Here is an 18,546-nt window from a genome sequence, read left to right on the forward strand (position 1 = left end):
CCGTTTTGGATAACTTTGCCCCATGCAAAATATCATTATCAGGAATATATCTGTTGTAAATGAAGGCAGCACAACCGTTCAGGATGTACTGATCAGTAATGGCCGCATAGAAAAGATAGCCCCTCAGATCACTGCCACAGGTTTCTCCGGCAAAGAGATCAACGGGGAAGGCAAATACCTGCTCCCCGGTGTAATAGACGATCAGGTGCATTTCCGGGAACCAGGCCTTACCCAAAAAGCCACCATCCAGACCGAAGCCCGTGCAGCCGTAGCCGGCGGCACCACCAGCTTCATGGAAATGCCCAACACCAAACCGGAAGCCGTTACACAGGAAAGACTGGAAGATAAATACATCATCGCCGCCAACGGATCGCTGGCCAACTATTCCTTCTTCATGGGCGTATCCAACGACAATGCAGAAGAAGTACTGAAAACCAATGCAAAAAAAGACAGGGTCTGCGGCGTAAAGATCTTTATGGGTTCCTCCACCGGTAATATGCTCGTGGATAATTACCTCACCCTGGAAAAGATCTTCTCAGAAACAGAGCTGCTCATCGCCACACATTGCGAAGATGAAAAGATCATCCGCGCAAACATGGAGAAATACAAACAGGAAAAAGGAGATCACCTCTCTGCAGCAGATCATCCGTTGATCCGCAATGAAGAAGCCTGTTTCGAATCCTCTCTCGTAGCCATACAGTTTGCACAGAAACATAATTCCAGGCTGCACATCCTCCATATTTCCACAGAGAAGGAATTACAGCTTTTCGGGAACATGCTGCCCCTGGAAGAAAAACGCATCACCGCAGAAGTATGTGTACATCATCTCTGGTTTACCGCAGATGACTACACGAAATACGGCAACCTCATCAAATGTAACCCCGCCATCAAAGCCCCGCATCACCGCGAAGCGCTCTGGCAGGGCATGCTGGACAATCGCCTGGATATCATCGCCACAGACCATGCACCGCATACCTGGGATGAAAAACAACAAGCTTATCTACAGGCTCCTTCCGGTGTCCCCTTAGTACAGCACAGTCTCCTGATGATGCTGGAACAGGTAAAAGCCGGCCGCTTCACTATAGAAAAAATGGCAGAAAAGATGAGCCATGCACCCGCCGCCTGCTTCCGGATCAAAGAAAGAGGTTACCTGCGCGAAGGATATCATGCTGATTGTGTGATCGTTGATCTGCAACAATCCACCACCGTAACAAAAGAAAATATCTATTATAAGTGCGGCTGGAGCCCCTTTGAAGGACATACCTTCCCTGCGGCCATCACCCATACGATCGTAAGCGGGCACCTCGCTTATGAGAATGGGCAGTTCAATGAGAACCAGCTGGGGCAACGGCTGTTATTCAACGCATAAATGTATTACAGCAATAGGTGTGTAAGGCTGCAACCCTCTATGGTTGCAGCCTTACACGCTTTATGGAAATTTATCATTCCTGCATCTAGTTCCTTAACGCGTTTCACTGTAAATTCACTTAAAATTCTGCCGAATGGAGCTGGATAAAACAACCTACCTCGACCTATCGATCTTTAACCGGGAAGACGAATACTCCCTGTTCCATAAAATGGATTTCACCACCACATCCGGAGGACGGGATTACCTGCGCACACTTTTCAGCACACCACTGAAAGACCTCACCGCTATTCATAACCGCCAGCAAATGTTACAATTCCTGCTGGACAATGAAACAGCCTGGCCACCGATGATCAGCAACGGCACCATTGTAGTGGTAGAGAATTACCTGAATGCAGAAATAGAAACAGTCTCCAGTTCAGACGGTTTTACCCTGTATATCAATGCCGTCATTACAAAAACCATCTACGCACCAGATTTCGGATTCATCAAATTCTCTTTCGATCAGTTGCTGAACCTCATCAAAGGTTTCAGGATGCTGGTGGATACCTTCAATGCAGCAGAAGCACCTGTAACCCTGCGGATGATCCTGGAAAGAGCAAGGGTACTCCTCGGCCAGAAAGAATTTTCCGATATCGTTCGCCTGCATGATAATGGCAAGTTAAATTACGTGGAGATCCTCCGGCACGATCGCCTGATCCGCCGCAGGCATAAAAAGGTATTGTGGGAACTAACGGAACTATACACCCGCCTCGATGCTTACCACAGCATGGCAGTAGCCATCCGTCATTTCAATCTCACCTTCCCTAAATTCCTGGAAGAACCAAAGCCGCACATCGACATAAAAAACCTATATCACCTGATCCTGCCACAGCCGGTATCTTATGATGTAGCGATGGACCCGCATCGTCACTTTATTTTCCTCACCGGCGCCAACATGGCCGGCAAAACAACTTTCATCAAAGCAGTAGGCATAGCGGTATTCCTTGCACATCTGGGCATGGGCGTACCTGCAGCACAAATGCAGCTGACCTTCTTCCATGGTATACTCAGCAATATTGATGTGAAGGATAATATCTTCAAAGGAGAAAGTTATTTCTACAATGAAGTACAAAGGATCAAGAACACCATCATCAAGATCAGCGATAAAAAGAACTGGCTCATCCTGATAGATGAAATGTTCAAAGGCACCAATGTGGAAGACGCCAAGAACTGCTCCCTTGCAGTGATCCAGGGCCTCCTCCAAAATCATCAATGCCTGTTCATCCTCTCCACACACTTGTATGAAATAGCAGAAGAACTAAGAGAAGAAGATCAGATCATTTTCAAATATTTCCAGTCAGATGTAGTGGATGACGATCTGCGTTTTACCTACGAATTGAAAGATGGTATTGCGAAAGAAAAGATCGGGTATCTCATTTTGAAAAGAGAAAAAGTGATCGAGTTGCTGGCAAATATGAAATAGCTTATCTTGGGACAATAACCATTGTTTGTCCCATGCTCATTAAAATATTCGGCAGCGCCGTGCAAGGCGTAGAAGCCATTACCATTACTATTGAAGTGAATGTTGGCCAGGGTACACAGTTCTACCTGGTGGGTCTTCCTGATAATGCGGTAAAAGAAAGTGAATTCCGCATTGAAACAGTTATCAAAAATATTGGCTATAAGATGCCGCGCCTGCGCACCATCGTTAACATGGCGCCGGCAAATATCCGCAAAACCGGTGCTGCGTATGATCTGCCTATTGCCGTAGGTATCCTCGCTGCATCCAAACAGATCACGTATGTGCATGATCCTGCGCAGTTCATCATTATGGGTGAATTGTCTTTGGATGGAACGCTTCGGCCCATTCGGGGAGCTTTACCGATGGCATTGCAGGCAAAGAAAGATGGATTCAAAGGCATTATCCTTTCTTCCCAGAACGCCCCGGAAGCAGCAATGGTGGAAGGATTGGAAGTATACAGTGTAAAACACATCAACGAAGTACTAAACTTCCTGAAAGGCGATACAGCACTACAACCCATCCCTCCCATCGATTATACGCCACAGCATATTTTCGATATAGATTTCGCAGAAGTAAAAGGACAGTTCTTCGTAAAACGAGGAATGGAAATTGCTGCTGCCGGAGGGCATAACATGCTGCTGGTTGGTCCGCCGGGAGCTGGAAAAACAATGATGGCACAACGGTTCCCTACTATTCTTCCACCACTAACTTTGCAGGAGGCATTAGAAACCACCAAGATACATTCCATCGTAGGAAAACTTGGTCAACATATGGCGGCTGTCACATGCAGACCTTTCCGTTCTCCACATCATACCATCAGTGATGTAGCCTTGGTAGGAGGAGGCAGCACACCGCAACCCGGCGAAATTTCATTAGCGCAGAACGGCGTTCTTTTCTTAGATGAATTACCAGAGTTTAAAAGTACAGCATTAGAAGTATTGCGGCAGCCAATGGAAGAACGAAAAGTGACGGTCTCACGTGCTAATTTTTCAGCAGATTTCCCTGCCAACTTCTCTCTGGTGGCGGCTATGAACGCATGTCCATGCGGCTATTTCAATCATCCTGCAAAACATTGTTGCTGTCCACCCGGTGCCGTACAGAAATATCTCAATAAGATCTCGGGGCCTTTGCTAGATCGCATTGATCTGCATATTGAAGTGACGCCCGTACCATCATCTCTCATGATAGAAGATAATATTTCTAATGAATCAAGTGCAGTGATAAGAGACCGTGTTATAGCAGCAAGGAATATTCAGGCCAAACGTTTCAGCAATGAACGTTATGTCATTCATTGCAATGCCCAAATGAATAACAAACAATTATATCTTTATTGCAGGTTACTCCCAAATGCGAGAACACTTCTTGAAACCGCCATGAAACGACTACACCTCTCTGCCCGCGCATACAACCGGATACTAAAAGTCAGTCGCACCATAGCTGATCTTGCAGGGGCAGAAGAGATAGATACACCACATATTGCAGAAGCAATAGAGTATAGAAAATTGGATAGGGAAAGCTGGGGGCAATATCAACGCTAAGAGTAAGGGAGAAAGGACTTTTATTTTAATGAATAAAATAAAAGTCCTTTCTCTGCCCTCGTATGCGCTATCAAAATAAAAGGAGGTCTCTTTTCCATCAAAAAGAAACCGTCTCTGCCCTTGCATGCTCTCCCCCAAGTCCCCATCAATGCTGCCCATTCGCCGTCTCCACCTTCTTATAATCCTCACTCAACTTCTTCTGCACATCCGCAGGCACCGGCGCATATTCCGCAAATACTGCTTTCACTTTTGCTTTCCCTTGTGTTACGTTGCGTAAAGAAGCATACAGCTTATCTAACTCCGCCTGAGGAGTCCTTGCTTTGATCACCTGGTTCGTAGTACCACTATCCATACCAGTGATAATACTACGGTGACTCTGCAACTCACTCATAATATCCCCCATCATCACTACCGGCGCAGAAGCTTCCAGATCATACACCGGCTCTAATAACTGCGGTGCTGCCTGATGGAAAGCATCGCGGAATGCCATCATCCCCGCAATTTTAAAAGAGATATCATTACTATCCACCGGATGCATCTTACCATCATATACACTCACCCGTATATCCCGCACATAAGATCCTGTGAGCGGGCCTTCATGCATTTTTTCCATTACACCTTTGAGGATAGAAGGAAGAAAACGCGTATCAATAGCACCGCCAACGATGCAATTATTAAACACTAATTTCCCGCCCCAGTTAAGCGCAATTTCATCTGTATCACGCACGGTATATTCTGAAAAGGCCGGCATTCCTTCATAGAAAGGTTCGATCTTCATAAACACCTCTCCAAACTGCCCCGCTCCACCAGACTGCTTTTTATGCCGGTAAGATGCCATCGCCGGTTTCTGGATGGTCTCACGGTAAGGGATACGCGCAGCCAGGTAATCTATTGGCATGTTATAGATATTTTCCAGTCGCCATTTAGTGATGAGGAGATGCAGATCCCCCTGGCCATGCAGGATCACCTGGTTAAGTTCACGGTTGTATTCAATTTCAAGCGTGGGATCTTCCATGTGGATCTCAGCCAGTACTTCGCTGAGTTTTTCATCATCTCCTTTGTTCTTTGCTACAATCGCTACGCGCACTTTAGGTGCAGGAAAATGAATGGGATCTATCTGTGCGGTGTAGTTCTTCTCACTGAGTGTATGACTGGTAAAAGTATTTTTAAGTTTAAGCGTGCAGCCGATATCTCCGGAACGCAGCCGTTCTACCGGCTGGCGGTTCTTGCCGTCTGCAATGAATAACTGGTTCAGTCGTTCTGTAACATCTCCTTTTTCATTGTACAGCTCCTGCCCTGCTTTCAATTCTCCGCTCATTACTTTGAAGAAAGAGAGTTTACCGATATGCGGCTCCAGTAAAGTTTTGAATATGAACAAACAGGTGGGGCCGGCAGGATCGCAGGGGATCTCTTTTCCATCTTCTGTTTGCTCAGGGGGCATTTCCACCGCGGATGGGGCAACATTATCAATAAAGCCCATCAGGCGGCCGCTGCCCATATTGCTGCGTGCACAAAGACAAAACACGGGAAACACCTGGTGTTTCATCATGCCTATTTTCAATCCCTGCCGCAGCTCATCTTCATCCAGGCTGCCTTTCTCAAAGAACAGCTCCATGAGGGCATCATCATTTTCGGCAGCTTTCTCTACGAGTTCGTTGTGTAATTTATCCGCCTGTTCCTGTTCTTCTGGCGGAATGGGTAATTTCTCAGGTTTGCCGCCTCCTGCAGGAAAGCGGTACATGGTCATTTTTAGCAGATCTATGATGGCATTGAAACCCGTCCCCTGGTTGATGGGGTATTGCATCACTGTTACGGCGTTGCCAAAGAATTGTCTGGCCTGTTCCAGCGTTTGGTTATAGTTGGCGTTTTCATGGTCCAGGTGGTTAATGGCGAGAATGGTGGGTTTGTTAAATTGGTCGATGTAATCCCAGATCAGTTCGGTTCCAACTTCCACCCCGTTATACGCATGCAGCAAAAGAACTGCTGTATCGCAAACCCGGATGGAAGAGATGACCTCCCCCACGAAATCCTCAGACCCCGGCGTGTCTATGATATTGATCTTATAATCCCGCCACTCCGTATGTGCCAGGGTGGCATACACCGAGTTTCCCCGTTCATGTTCCACTTCGTGGTAGTCGGACACGGTGTTCCTTTCTTCAACAGTGCCCCTTTTACTGATAATGCCAGCCTCGAACAACATGTCCTCGGCCAGCGTGGTTTTGCCGCTCTTGGCAGCGCCAATGAGCACAATGTTCTTGATGTGTTTTTCATCGTACATTTTCATACGGAAGGAGTTTAGGGTGTTAATGGTACACCGGGTTGGGTCCGTATTGCCGATCGGGTGAGAAGTATCAATTTTTAAGGCTCATAACATGCGGGTAAATTACCATCCGGCTGCTACTATTAAATTACGGTTTTTTGCTGTAAATACCGTGATAAGTACAGTTTTAAATTGGTGTTTAAACGCTATTACACCCTAACTTTGCCAACATGAAATTGTTGCTTAAATATCTGAAAAACTTTAAGTGGCTGATAGCACTGGCTTTACTGCTTGCCACCGTCAACCAGGTCTTCTCCCTGATGGATCCCCTGATCTTCGGGCAGATCATCGATAAATTTGCCAGTATCCCCAAAGCGGGCGACCGTTCCATGAATCAATACCTGATGGGCGTATTGTGGCTATTGCTGGCCTCCATTGGCGTAGCCATGGTTTCCAGGATTGCCAAAGCCTTCCAGGATTACTTTGTGAGCGTGGTGACCCAAAAACTGGGCGCCCAGATGTATACGGATGGTTTAAGGCATTCCATGCGCCTGCCCTACCAGGATTTTGAAGACCAGCGTTCCGGGGAAACCCTTGCTGTACTGCAAAAAGTGCGGATAGACACAGAGAAGTTCATCTCCCTGTTCATTAACATCCTCTTCACCACATTCGTAGGCGTGATCGTTGTGATGACTTTCGCCTTTATGATCCATTGGTCCCTCGTATTCGTATATCTCGGAGGTTCCATTATTCTGGGCTGGCTGATGAATATCCTGAGTAAAAAGATCAAGGGCATTCAGAAGGGTATTGTGAAGGAAACTACTGTATTGGCAGGAGCTACTACAGAATCCCTCCGGAACATTGAACTGGTAAAAAGCCTTGGGCTTACGCACCAGGAGATCCGCCGGCTGAATTCCAACACCATGAAGATCCTGCTGCTGGAATTAAAGAAGGTGCGGAACATCCGTAGTATTTCCTTTGTGCAGGGTACTTTTGTGAACCTGCTGCGTTCTTCCATCTTATTCCTGCTGTTGTACCTGACGTATGGCGGAGTAATTACCGTTGGGCAGATCGTTATGTTACAACTCTATTCTTTCTTCCTCTTCGGGCCATTGCAGGAGTTAGGAAATATCATCCTCGCTTACCGCGAAGCGGAAGTATCCCTTGCAAATTTTGAACGTATTCTGCAAACACCGGTAGAAAGCACCCCGGCCAGTCCAAAGAAGTTATCTGATATCCGCGAGTTAACGTTTGAGCATACTGGTTTTAAACACCTCACTGCGCTGAACAAAGCTCTGGACGACATCAACTTCTCTGTAAAACTTGGCGAAACCATTGCTTTCGTAGGCCCTTCCGGCAGCGGAAAAACTACACTGGTGAAATTACTCGTGGGCTTATATCATCCCGGAGAAGGAAAGATCCTCTACAACGGGCTGGATGCTTCCAGTATTGATATTGAAGAACTGCGCCACCAGATAGGTTTTGTAACACAGGATACACAACTGTTCTCCGGTACCATCCGCGAGAACCTGCTCTTCGTGAATCCACGTGCAACAGAAGAAGAACTGATGAGTGCCCTGCAACGTGCCGCCTGTTACAACCTGCTGGCAAGAGCGGAAAAAGGAATAGACACGGTGATAGGAGAAGGTGGTATCAAGATCTCCGGTGGTGAGAAACAACGTTTATCCATTGCCCGTGCGTTATTAAGACATCCGCGCCTGCTGGTATTTGACGAAGCTACTTCCGCCCTGGATTCCATCACGGAAGAAGAGATCTCACAAACCGTAAGGAATGTGACTTCCACCAGGGAACATATCACCGTGATGATCGCTCACCGTTTATCTACCATCATGCATGCAGACCGCATCTATGTACTGGAAAAAGGTAAGATCGTGGAAACAGGCAACCATCACGACCTGCTCTCAGAAAAAGGACTGTATTACGCGATGTGGCGTCAACAGATAGGAGAAAGAAAAACACTGGAGCCGGCTCAACCCGCCTGATTTTTGTAAATTTACAAGATGACGAACAAAAGACCCGGTTACATACTGAGCCTGTTAAAAATGAAATGCCCCCATTGCAGAAGAGGTGATATGTTCAAAACAAAGAACCCTTTTCACTGGCGGCTTTCAAAGATCTTTAACATGTATGATGACTGCCCAGTATGTGGTCAGCATTACGAACTGGAAACAGGGTTCTGGTTTGGTACCGGGTATGTGAGTTATGCGTTGGGTGTGGCGTTTTCTGTGTTCACCCTCCTGTTATATGCCGTGATCTTTGGCATGTCTTTCTGGGATAACAGCATCTTTTATTGGCTGGGAGTTAACGGCGTTTTGCTGGTATTGATCCAGCCCTGGCTGATGCGGATCTCCCGCGCGGTGTACTTATACTTCTTCGTCTATTACGATGAAGATACGGCGGCCCTGCCGGATGCAGATCATAAGCATAATAATCGCTCTGGTCCTCACCCGACAGAGCATTCACATTAAAATGATATTACCCTCGATCAGCTAAGGGCCCTGAAAAGGGCCCTTTTTGCTTTTCATCCAAAATCTGAGCAGTATTTGCCAGATTATCTTTAGTTCATTTTAATATATTGGTTCGGTCACCCGAAAAATAGACAGCTTCAACCGGCAAATATATCTTATCTACTGGGATAATTTAACACATTTTTTTTAAGCAATAGCGCAGAAGCCCATTACACCACTTTAAGATCACACCTGATTCCTTTCTATCTTAATCATCCAAATATATAGTTTGCAACATCGTTGCACACACTAAAAACCTAACTTATATGAAGAAGATCCTTCTGCCCACACTCCTGGTGGGCCTTTTCGTTGTCAGCTGTAAGAAAGATGATAAGCCTGCTCCCAAACCGGAACAGGTGGAAGCTCCTTACCTCCGCCTTGTAGTGTCTGATGTAGACAAAGCACAGCTCACGATACTGGAGCCGCTTACAAAAAAGACAACTGTATTTCCTATCAAAGCTGCGCAACCTACCCTGTATGCTACCAGCACCGGCCAGTTTGCAACAGTTATCAGCAGAGCTGCCAACACCGTTGAATTCCTCAATTCCGGTATTGAAAAACATGCGGGCCATCTGCATGTACATCTTACAGAAATGGCTCAGCAGCAATTCACGGAAGCCGGCCCCACACATTATTTTTCGCACGGAGGGCTGAATGCTATTTTCAATGACGGCACCGGCAGTATCAGTATTTTCAAAGACAGTGAGCTGGAAACCGGCAAAGGTCGTGTGTTACCTGTTGCTGCCCCGCATCATGGCGCCATGGTGATCTTCGATGATCAAACGCTTGCAGTAACACAGAAAGATGGTTCAGTGACCGGTACGCTTCCTGAAAAAGTGAAGATCATAGACCGGTTTGGCGTTACTTTACATGAAGGAACAATTGCCACAAAAGGGATACATGGTGATGCCGGGAATGGTAAGCTGGCGGCCTTTGGTAGTCCGGATGGCATCCTCATTGTTCAGCAGAACGGCGCACAATCCCTGATCCCTTATCCTGCAGATTTTGGCACTTCATGGATAGGTACGGTATTAGGGAATAAAGCGCTGCCGCACTTCTTTGGCTATGTAACATTAGGATTGTACAAAATTGATCCTGTTACTAAAAACATTTCCCTTGTCCTGAAAAACGATAACAATAATATCCATCAATACATGCTGGATACAGACGGTAAAAATCTCTACATATTACTGACTGATGGTACACTGAAGATATTTGATGCTGCAACCGCACAACTTAAAAAAGAAGGCAGGATAACTGCTGCAATACCCACTGGTGCTGCAGTTACTCAGAAACCTTATTTTGCAGTATCCCGCAAATGTGTGTATGTAACAGACCAGGCGGCAGGCGCTGTGAAAATGTTCTCCTTGCCTGATCTGAAAGAAATAAGCAGTCTCCCTGTTGGGAACAAGCCGTTTAAAATATTAGTAGTAGGAGATCAGGAAGGATTGGAAGTGATAAATGATTAAACCTGTAAAACCCGAAACAAAAATGCCGTCCCGCAAATGTGGGACGGCTTTCTTCCTTACTTTCCAATCTATCAACCTTATTTTATTTCTACCGGGAATATCGTGAGTACATCCGTACTACCGGGTGCATACGTGCCATTTTTAGCACCAGGCTGATGCCTTACCACTACATTCAAAAAACCAGTGAACGCTGCTTTGGTGGCCATAGTGATCTGCAAACCGATGGGCAGGTTATTCACGTCTTTATCCAAAGGTGTTACAGTAGCCACCGTGCTTAAAGAATCATACACGGCAGCAGTAGCCGTTGCATAGAAAAGATGGAACACCCTGTGCTCATCGCCTTCTTCTTCAATTTCTGCAGTGGCATTCGTTACAGGATTTGTGCGTTCGTCCAGCAACTCAGTAGCCACGTTGTAAGTAGTGTTTGCTTTCAGGTTGATCTTATCTATCACAGGTGCATTACCTGCAAAACCATCCAGGTCTTTCCAGGTGGCTGTTACCACATCTGCCGGATTTGCCGCATTGGTGAAAGTAAGTTTCAATGTGGTGATCTCTTCGTTGGCATTTTCTGTAGGCGTATCGTTCTTCTCTTTTTTGCAAGCTGCAAATACCAGTGTAAGCAAAGCCGCAAACAAGAACAGTCTGGCGAAATTCTTTTTCATACTATTGAATGTTGTAAGATTTTAAAATGTTGTTCACGATGCTTTCTTTCCGAAGTGAAGTGGCACCTTTAGTTTCAGATAAATATTCGTTCCCGGTTCATCCGCGAAATAGCGGAAGAAATTCAGGTATTCCCGATAGCGGGTGTTCAGCACATTGGTAGCGCCCAGGATCACAGAGATGGGTTGCTTCCCGATACTCACTGTAGATCCGGCTTCCAGGCCTAACAGGTTGTACGCTCCCGGAGGCGCCATCAGGTCCTGCCCCTTTGGATCATTGGGATCTTTCAGGTTAGCAGGCGTGCGTGTTTGTTTCAACACATTGCTCATACTCACAGACACATAACTATCCTTCAGCCGTTTTAAATTGCCAGGGAAGAAAGTAAACTCATGTTCGAAACGATCACTGGGCATACCGATCATCCAGTCGTTCGCAGATTCATTGTAAGCACGCAACAGCGAAGCCTTTGTGAGGATCTGCCATTTGGGAAGGAATTGCCACCTGAGCTGCGCATCCATTCCTTTCATGCTGGCATCTGCCTGACGATAATAAGTGTAAGGGAATGCACCACGTATTGTTACCACCACACTATCCGTTGGTTGCAGGAAGATAAAATTGCGGATGTAGTTGTAGTAGAAATTCACATCCGCTTCTAGTTTCTCGCCCAGGTCGTAATGCACGGTAGCATTGAACTTGCTCGCAGCTTCTCCTTTCAGGAAATGATCGCCCTGTTCTATCACAGCAGCACCGTGATGTAAACCTGATGCATATAATTCATTCACACCTGCTGCACGCCATGCGCGGGCTGCATTCATGGAAATATGCAAATGATCATTCAGGCGGTATTGCGCACCCAGTGAACCGGAGAAGCTGCTGTAATCCTGCTCAGGATATTTGATCTCCCTGGCGTTATCATCTATGTTGTAATAGTTTTTATTATCATAGCGCACCCCGCCTTCCAGCAACCATTTGTTGTTATTGCTCTCCCATTTCTCCATCCAGAAAGCACCCCATTGCATACTCTGATAGTTGGGAATGAAGAGCCTGCTTTTGTAACTGTTCTCCTGGTACATCGTGGATGCACCAATAGTACCACGCAAGCCCTTCCAGCTGTTGTGATCCCATACCAGCTCACCGGTGTAAGTAGTGAGGTTCAGGTTCATCTGGTTCACAGATAAAGCAGAATTCCTGTCCAGCTCATTTCTGAAGTTGAACTGGCGGGCTAATACCAGGTTGAGTTTCCCGGCTTTGCCTGTATTCACGAATGCTTTGATCTTGAACAACTCATGTTCAACATGCTGATAAGGCCTGTCTATTTTGTAACTGAAACCTTCTGTAAATTCAGGGAAAGGTCTTTGCTGTTTGATCACTTCTTCCAGGTCTGTACGGTTGCCGATGTGCGAACCTTCAAACACGCCAAGGTTAGTATTAAACTGACTGTAGAAAAGTTCCGCACCATAGTTTGGTTTCTTCCAGCCCAGTGCAGCAGAGAAATTATATTCTTCCACTCCAGTATTATCTAACCAGTAATCCGGTGTGCGGGTGTTACCTCCTTTGCGCAAAGTGCCCTGGATCCTCCAGCTGAGGCCGGGTATTTCAGGTACCTGTTGTTCCAGTGTGGCAGATACTGCACCTAACCTGTTATTGGAAAAACCGGCGAGGTTTACTTCTCCATTCATGCCGGGCGTTACTGGTAAAGCTTTCGGTTCTACCAATACTACGCCGCCGATAGCATCTCCGCCGTAACGCAATGCGCTGGCGCCTTTGATGACCACTATCTTATTAGCAAGAAAAGGATCTACTTCCGGTGCATGTTCTGTTCCCCACTGCTGGCCTTCCTGGCGGATGCCATTATTCAATACCAGCACGCGGTTGCTATGCAAACCATTGATCACCGGTTTGGAAACATTAGGGCCGGTGGTCATGCTCGTTACGCCGTTCACTCTTTTCAAAGCTTCGCCGAGTGTGAGTCCTCTGGTTTTATCCAGTTCTTTGCCGCTGAGGGATTCTACGGGTGCGGTGGTCACTTCTTTTGCGGCGTGGCCGGTGATGGCTACTTCCTGCAATTGTGTGATACTATGCGGGAGAGTGATATTCCTGCGCTGGTCTGCACTTACATTCCATTCAATTTCTAATGGTGCGCAACCAATGTGGCTGATGCGGATATTGTAAATGCCCGGGCATAAACCTTCCAGTGAATAGATTCCTTTATCGTTACTTTTTACTGAAAGTCCGGTTTCTTTTACGATCAGGGTGGCGCCGGATAATGGTAATTTGGTTTCACTATCCGTAACGGTGCCACTCAGGCGGATCGTACATTGTGCACTGGCGCTGGCAATAAATAACAATTGCAGCAACACCGCGGTCAGCGCGAAATTCCTTATCATTTTCATGTATGCAAACGGATCATGGCAGCTTCATCAGCTACCTGTAAAATAGAATTATGTGTTGTTGGGTGGGGCGGGGTTACGCTTGTGGCGGAGCGCGTAATGAGAAGTAATAAGCGGGATAGGTGAAACTGTTGGCGGGCAGGCCGGCTAACAGGACTTCAAATTGATGGGAAACTGATGGTAAACAAGTGGTGTGTGGTTCCAGGTAAGCTTCTACAGCCCAGTGCAGCCATTCGCAGTGCTGGTGTTGCACGGAAAGCATCAGGCCATTTTCTGGCTGGGTGCTGCATTGTTCATCAATAGTGTCCTCGTGGCCGATAAAATGATGCACAAAATCCCTGGGGGTAATGTATAAACAAAATACACCCAGCAGGAAAATGGCTCCAATTTTATATGCCAGCTTTTTCACCATTGGTGACAAAGATACATAAAAACACCAGATTGCAACATTGTTGCAGGGGGAGGGTGATCAGGGAAGGTTAAGGCCATGAATTTCATTCCGCCTTACGGCGGAATGGGGTGGGATTTTTTTAGGGGAGAGCTTTCCCCATAGCCGAATTGCATTCCGCCTACCGGCGGAATGGGGAGGGAGATTTTTTGGGGTAGTCTTCATCTCAGGCGGAATAGGTGGAATTTTTCTTGAAAGTCTTGTCATAGCCGAATTGGTCATAGCGAATTTTGATGCTGCCTTTGCCATAGCAGAAATTGCATTCCACCTACCGGCGGAATGGGGAGGGGGATTTTTTTTGGGGTAACCTTCGTCTAAGGCGGAATAGGTGGAATTTTTCTTGAAAGTCTTGTCATAGCCGAATTGGTCATAGCGAATTTTGATGCTGCCTTTGCCATAGCAAAAATTGCATTCCGCCTACCGGCGGAATGGGGAGGGGGACTTTTTTGGGCAGTCTTCATCTCAGGCAGAATAGGTGGCGTTTTTCTTGAAAGTCTTGTCATAGCAGAATTGGCCATAGTGGGTTTTGCTACATCCTTTGCTAAAACAGAAATGGCATTCCGCCTACGGCGGAATGGGGTGGGATTTTTTTGATGGTAGCCTTCACCACAGGCAGAATGGGTGAGATTTTCTTGAAAGCCTTTGTCATAGTTGAATCGGCCATAGCGGGTTTTGCTGCATCCTTTGCTAAAACAGAAATCCCATTCCGCCTACGGCGGAATGGGATAGTATTTTTTTTGATGGTAGCCTTCGCTACAGGCGGAATGGGGGTTTGAAAGCTTTTTCTACAGCGTAATAGCTTATCTCACCTTAGCCATGGTCCTCACTTGCTGCACTTTCCCATTCTGGAAACGAGCATAATAAATACCATTAGGAAGCCCTTCCCCATTGAAAGTAAGGGTATAATCCCCTGCCGCATGCACCTTATCCACTAAAACGCGGATCAGGCGGCCCATGGTATCAAATATCTGCACCATGGTATGCCCACCGGCAGTTGTGTAGGAAATAACCGTTTTAGTACTGAAAGGATTGGGATAGTTGGAAATTAGTGTTTTGCCTTCATTCACATCCGGTACGCCAGTTACTACTCCGCAAGCCAGTCCGTTTACAAGCGGGAGGCTTTGGTAGTTCTGTAACATGATGTTATTGAGGTCTGCTGATTTTACGCAGAACCATTGTTCCAGGATGGAGGCATATACAGAACGGAAATCGTACTGCATCGGAATATTATCAATCGCAGAAGCGGCATCCGGCATGGTGGGCGTATTACCTAATACCTGCTGGTTTACATAATCACCGAATACGATCATGGGTGCAGAAGCACCATGGTCAGTACCCATACTACCATTGGATTTCACGCGGCGGCCAAATTCAGAGAAGGTCATGCCCACTACGCGTTGTGAATTTTTCAGTCCTTTCAGATCATCTGTAAAGGCTTTCACTGCGGAAGAGATCTGGCCCAGCAAATTAGCGTGGCTACCTGTAGTTGTATCGCCGGCATTTGTTTGATTGGCGTGTGTATCAAAACCGCCGATGCTCACCATGTAGAGGCGGGTTTTTAAACCACCGGCTACAAGACGCGCAACGATCTTTAGTTGAGCTGCCAGGTGATTGTTTGCAGGGTAAGCACCCTGCTGTGTAACTTTTGCAGCGGCTGCTTTAATAGAGCTCGCAAATTTATTACTCTGCTCCTGTATGAGACGGATGTATTTCAATTCTTTACCAGCCCTTGTGTTAGGGATGGGATCTGCTACATCATCCAGCAGGCCATAGAAATCCGTGGCGCTGGTGATAGCCATACCCATGTTCACTGTAGAACCCTGGAATGCAGGAGACACTACAGAACCTATCTGGATAGCCGGTGGATCAGGCATTTCTGCGTTAGGATAATTCACCGGAAAATTCGGGTATTCTGTTTGCAGGTATCTTCCTCCCCAGCCTGTTGGCAATACTGTATTGGCATCAGAACCGGTGAGCCAGATATCTGTAGCACGGAAGTGAGAGAAGTTGGGAGAAGGATATCCCACACTATGCAGGATACTCACATGCCCGTCATTATACATTTGCTGTATGCCTGTCATAGCAGGATGGATACCTGTTTTGGTCTGACCAGCCAGTTTCAGCACACGTCCTTCCGGGATCGCGATGTTAGAACGGGCAGCCTGGTATTTTCCATACTGATCCAATGGGATCACCATGTTCAAACCATCATTACCACCATTCAACTGGATCATCACCAGCACGTGATCATTATCGGTGGCTGCACCTTCCAGTGCAGACAGTAAAGGAGATGCACCAAATGCCCGAACGGCAAACCCGTTGATGAACGACGGCAGAATGGCAGCAGGAGCAGTATATTTGAGGAAGTCTCTACGTTTCATAAATAGGTTTTCAACGTGATCAGGCTAAATGGTATTCAGACAGGTTCATGATGTATTTGTACAATTCACTGAGGTGTTTCAATACCGTATTCTTGTTCATTGTATTGGAGGTATCCGCTTTGTAAAGGTTCCAGGCCTGCGTCCAGTAATAATCCTGGTCCTGCCCCAATAACAGGAAACTATTCTTTAAGAAGCTGCGTGTGTTGTCAGAAACACCCATGCGGTATAAAATATCCAGTGAATCTTTTACCAGTGCAACGGGATCTGAAGGATTAGGCATCATATCTGCAAAAGCAATGGGGTCAATACTAAGACCGCCATAAGTTGTAGTGATGATACTATCCACCATCATATTACGCTTAGGCAGCGTATCCGTATTGATCCACAATTCATGGAACTGCGGTGCCAGGTAATAAGCTTCCCAGCCGGAAACACCGGGAGGATCTCCAATATTTTGTTGTTGATTAGTAGCTGCATTTTGTAAAGCAGTCCATTGCGGATATACCTGTGCATAGTTTGCACTTGGCGCGAATTTCACACCAAACTCACGGCACATGCCTACTGTAAAATCTACAGGGCTCTTGATGAGGCAGGACATATTTAAGGGATCATAAAAATGTTCGCTCTTAAACAATGCAGACAGTAATGGTTTTATTTCATAATTACCTTCACGGAAAATATTAGCCAAAGGTGTGATCACATTGGCTTCCGCGCCGGCATCAATTTCGTAATAAATAAAGAACTGGTAGAATTTGCGGCAGATGAACTTCGCTACTTCCTGCTGAAGGAAAATGATACCCAGCATGTCATCCAGCTCTGTAGTACCCATTGTACCCGTTTTACCCGTGATCACTTTATTGGAGAACCAGGGGGAAAATGTTTTGTTGGTGATATCATGTTTGGTGGCATCGAAGAAAGAAGTGCAAGTTACTTTATCCACTTTATAACCCGTGAGCACATGTGCTGCAGCGCGTACATCTTCTTCCTGGTATTGTGAATCCGGCCCTTTACCACAAGTGAAAAGTTCCAGCAGTTCCCGTGCATAGTTTTCATCAGCAGCAGTTTTCTCATTGAGATAACCGTTGAGATATACCAGCATGCCGGGATCCAGCGTGATGGCTTTTACCAGGTTCTTGAAATTGCCCAGAGCGTTTGTACGCAGGGCTACATTATAACCATAACTAAAACGCCCATCGGCGATCGTGTTTGTTTCTGTTGCAAAGTGATTATGCCAGAACAGCACCAGTTTTTCGTGGATGGTCCTTTCCTGGTTGAGCATAAGCCCCGTCCACCAGGCTTTATAGGAAGCATTGCGTTTGCGGTTCAGATCTTCATCTCCATCCGGAGCTGTTACCCATGGCGCACCAGGAGCAACACCGGTTGGATCCGTGTAGCCACCTGTGTTATAATTATTTACGGGAGGTGTTGGTGTAACAGCATTGGCTTGCAGTAAAGCATCTACAGCAGCGTCCAGAGACATGCCTTCAAAATGTCTTACATCCAGCGGGGCAGCGCCAAACATGGCCCTCTTCAGCAAATGCACTACCTGCGCGGTTCCCCACGCTCCAGAATAAGGAGTTAAGCCGGTATCTGTTCTCGATCCGAGAACTGTTGTAGTTCTTTTACGGGAAGGGGCAATTGTTAAGAAATCTCTACGGTCCATTGGGATACGGTTATGACGATCAGTTAATTATTGAGCCGTTGCCTTCTCATATTGATTCACGCAATTTTCCGGGCATAGTTAGGCATCTACGGTTTTTCAGTAAGCAAATTAACAAAAACTTTAATTCAATCATATTATTTTATATGAATTAACGAATAAACTATTTTACTCAATTGATCCTGAAGCGACAGCAAACCAAAGAAAAAGCCGCCGAAGTGAGTGACCTTTAGATTTGTATGGATAAAATAATGGATTAAATTGAAGGAAAGAGATGGGGTGAACTAAGTGAGTGACTGGGCTGGAGGCCCATGTTGTGTATTAGTCCCCATCTCATTTCCC

General features: G+C 46.3%; 12 protein-coding genes. 6 read left to right on the top strand and 6 right to left on the bottom strand.

Annotated elements, in window-relative coordinates:
• Positions 1 to 22 precede the first annotated feature (22 nt).
• From GFS24_RS21035 to GFS24_RS21045, 3 genes are all read left to right on the top strand, one after another.
• The gene (locus GFS24_RS21035; RefSeq protein ID WP_153662870.1) at positions 23 to 1,369 is read left to right on the top strand and encodes a dihydroorotase; all 1,347 of its coding nucleotides are present in this window, start codon (positions 23 to 25) and stop codon (positions 1,367 to 1,369) included.
• A 133-nt stretch (positions 1,370 to 1,502) separates the two neighbouring features.
• On the top strand, positions 1,503 to 2,831 hold the full coding sequence (locus GFS24_RS21040; protein ID WP_153662872.1) for a DNA mismatch repair protein MutS: 1,329 nt from the start codon (positions 1,503 to 1,505) through the stop codon (positions 2,829 to 2,831).
• A gap of 32 nt (positions 2,832 to 2,863) precedes the next feature.
• Complete coding sequence (locus GFS24_RS21045; protein WP_153662874.1) at positions 2,864 to 4,408, top strand: YifB family Mg chelatase-like AAA ATPase; 1,545 nt, start codon at positions 2,864 to 2,866, stop codon at positions 4,406 to 4,408.
• 145 nt (positions 4,409 to 4,553) lie between these two features.
• Here GFS24_RS21045 and GFS24_RS21050 read toward each other — a convergent pair whose 3' ends face one another.
• The gene (locus GFS24_RS21050; protein WP_153662876.1) at positions 4,554 to 6,692 is read right to left on the bottom strand and encodes a translation factor GTPase family protein; all 2,139 of its coding nucleotides are present in this window, start codon (positions 6,690 to 6,692) and stop codon (positions 4,554 to 4,556) included.
• Positions 6,693 to 6,898: 206 nt separating this feature from the next.
• On the opposite strand from GFS24_RS21050, the gene GFS24_RS21055 reads away from it, so the two are divergent.
• From GFS24_RS21055 to GFS24_RS21065, 3 genes are all read left to right on the top strand, one after another.
• Positions 6,899 to 8,671: an ABC transporter ATP-binding protein gene (locus GFS24_RS21055; RefSeq protein WP_153662878.1), complete on the top strand. Its 1,773-nt coding sequence runs from the start codon at positions 6,899 to 6,901 to the stop codon at positions 8,669 to 8,671.
• An 18-nt stretch (positions 8,672 to 8,689) separates the two neighbouring features.
• A complete protein-coding gene (locus tag GFS24_RS21060) occupies positions 8,690 to 9,157 on the top strand; it encodes a DUF983 domain-containing protein (protein WP_153662880.1) in 468 nt (155 codons plus the stop codon).
• A gap of 305 nt (positions 9,158 to 9,462) precedes the next feature.
• Positions 9,463 to 10,665, top strand: a complete 1,203-nt coding sequence (locus GFS24_RS21065) for a YncE family protein (RefSeq protein WP_153662882.1) — start codon at positions 9,463 to 9,465, stop codon at positions 10,663 to 10,665.
• Positions 10,666 to 10,742: 77 nt separating this feature from the next.
• Here GFS24_RS21065 and GFS24_RS21070 read toward each other — a convergent pair whose 3' ends face one another.
• The 5 genes from GFS24_RS21070 to GFS24_RS21090 all read right to left on the bottom strand — a co-directional run bounded on the left by GFS24_RS21070 (position 10,743) and on the right by GFS24_RS21090 (position 18,207).
• Positions 10,743 to 11,327 (bottom strand): hypothetical protein, encoded by a 585-nt coding sequence (locus tag GFS24_RS21070; RefSeq protein WP_153662884.1) that lies wholly within the window; start codon positions 11,325 to 11,327, stop codon positions 10,743 to 10,745.
• Positions 11,328 to 11,360: 33 nt separating this feature from the next.
• Positions 11,361 to 13,718, bottom strand: a complete 2,358-nt coding sequence (locus tag GFS24_RS21075) for a TonB-dependent receptor (protein WP_153662886.1) — start codon at positions 13,716 to 13,718, stop codon at positions 11,361 to 11,363.
• Between the two features lie 73 nt (positions 13,719 to 13,791).
• Positions 13,792 to 14,127, bottom strand: coding sequence for a hypothetical protein (locus GFS24_RS21080; protein ID WP_153662888.1), 336 nt, complete (start codon positions 14,125 to 14,127; stop codon positions 13,792 to 13,794).
• 836 nt (positions 14,128 to 14,963) lie between these two features.
• Positions 14,964 to 16,544, bottom strand: a complete 1,581-nt coding sequence (locus GFS24_RS21085) for a DUF1501 domain-containing protein (RefSeq protein ID WP_153662890.1) — start codon at positions 16,542 to 16,544, stop codon at positions 14,964 to 14,966.
• 19 nt (positions 16,545 to 16,563) lie between these two features.
• A complete protein-coding gene (locus GFS24_RS21090; protein ID WP_153662892.1) occupies positions 16,564 to 18,207 on the bottom strand; it encodes a DUF1800 family protein in 1,644 nt (547 codons plus the stop codon).
• Positions 18,208 to 18,546 lie beyond the last annotated feature (339 nt).

The organism is Chitinophaga sp. SYP-B3965, assembly GCF_009647655.1.
Lineage (GTDB): Bacteria > Bacteroidota > Bacteroidia > Chitinophagales > Chitinophagaceae > Chitinophaga.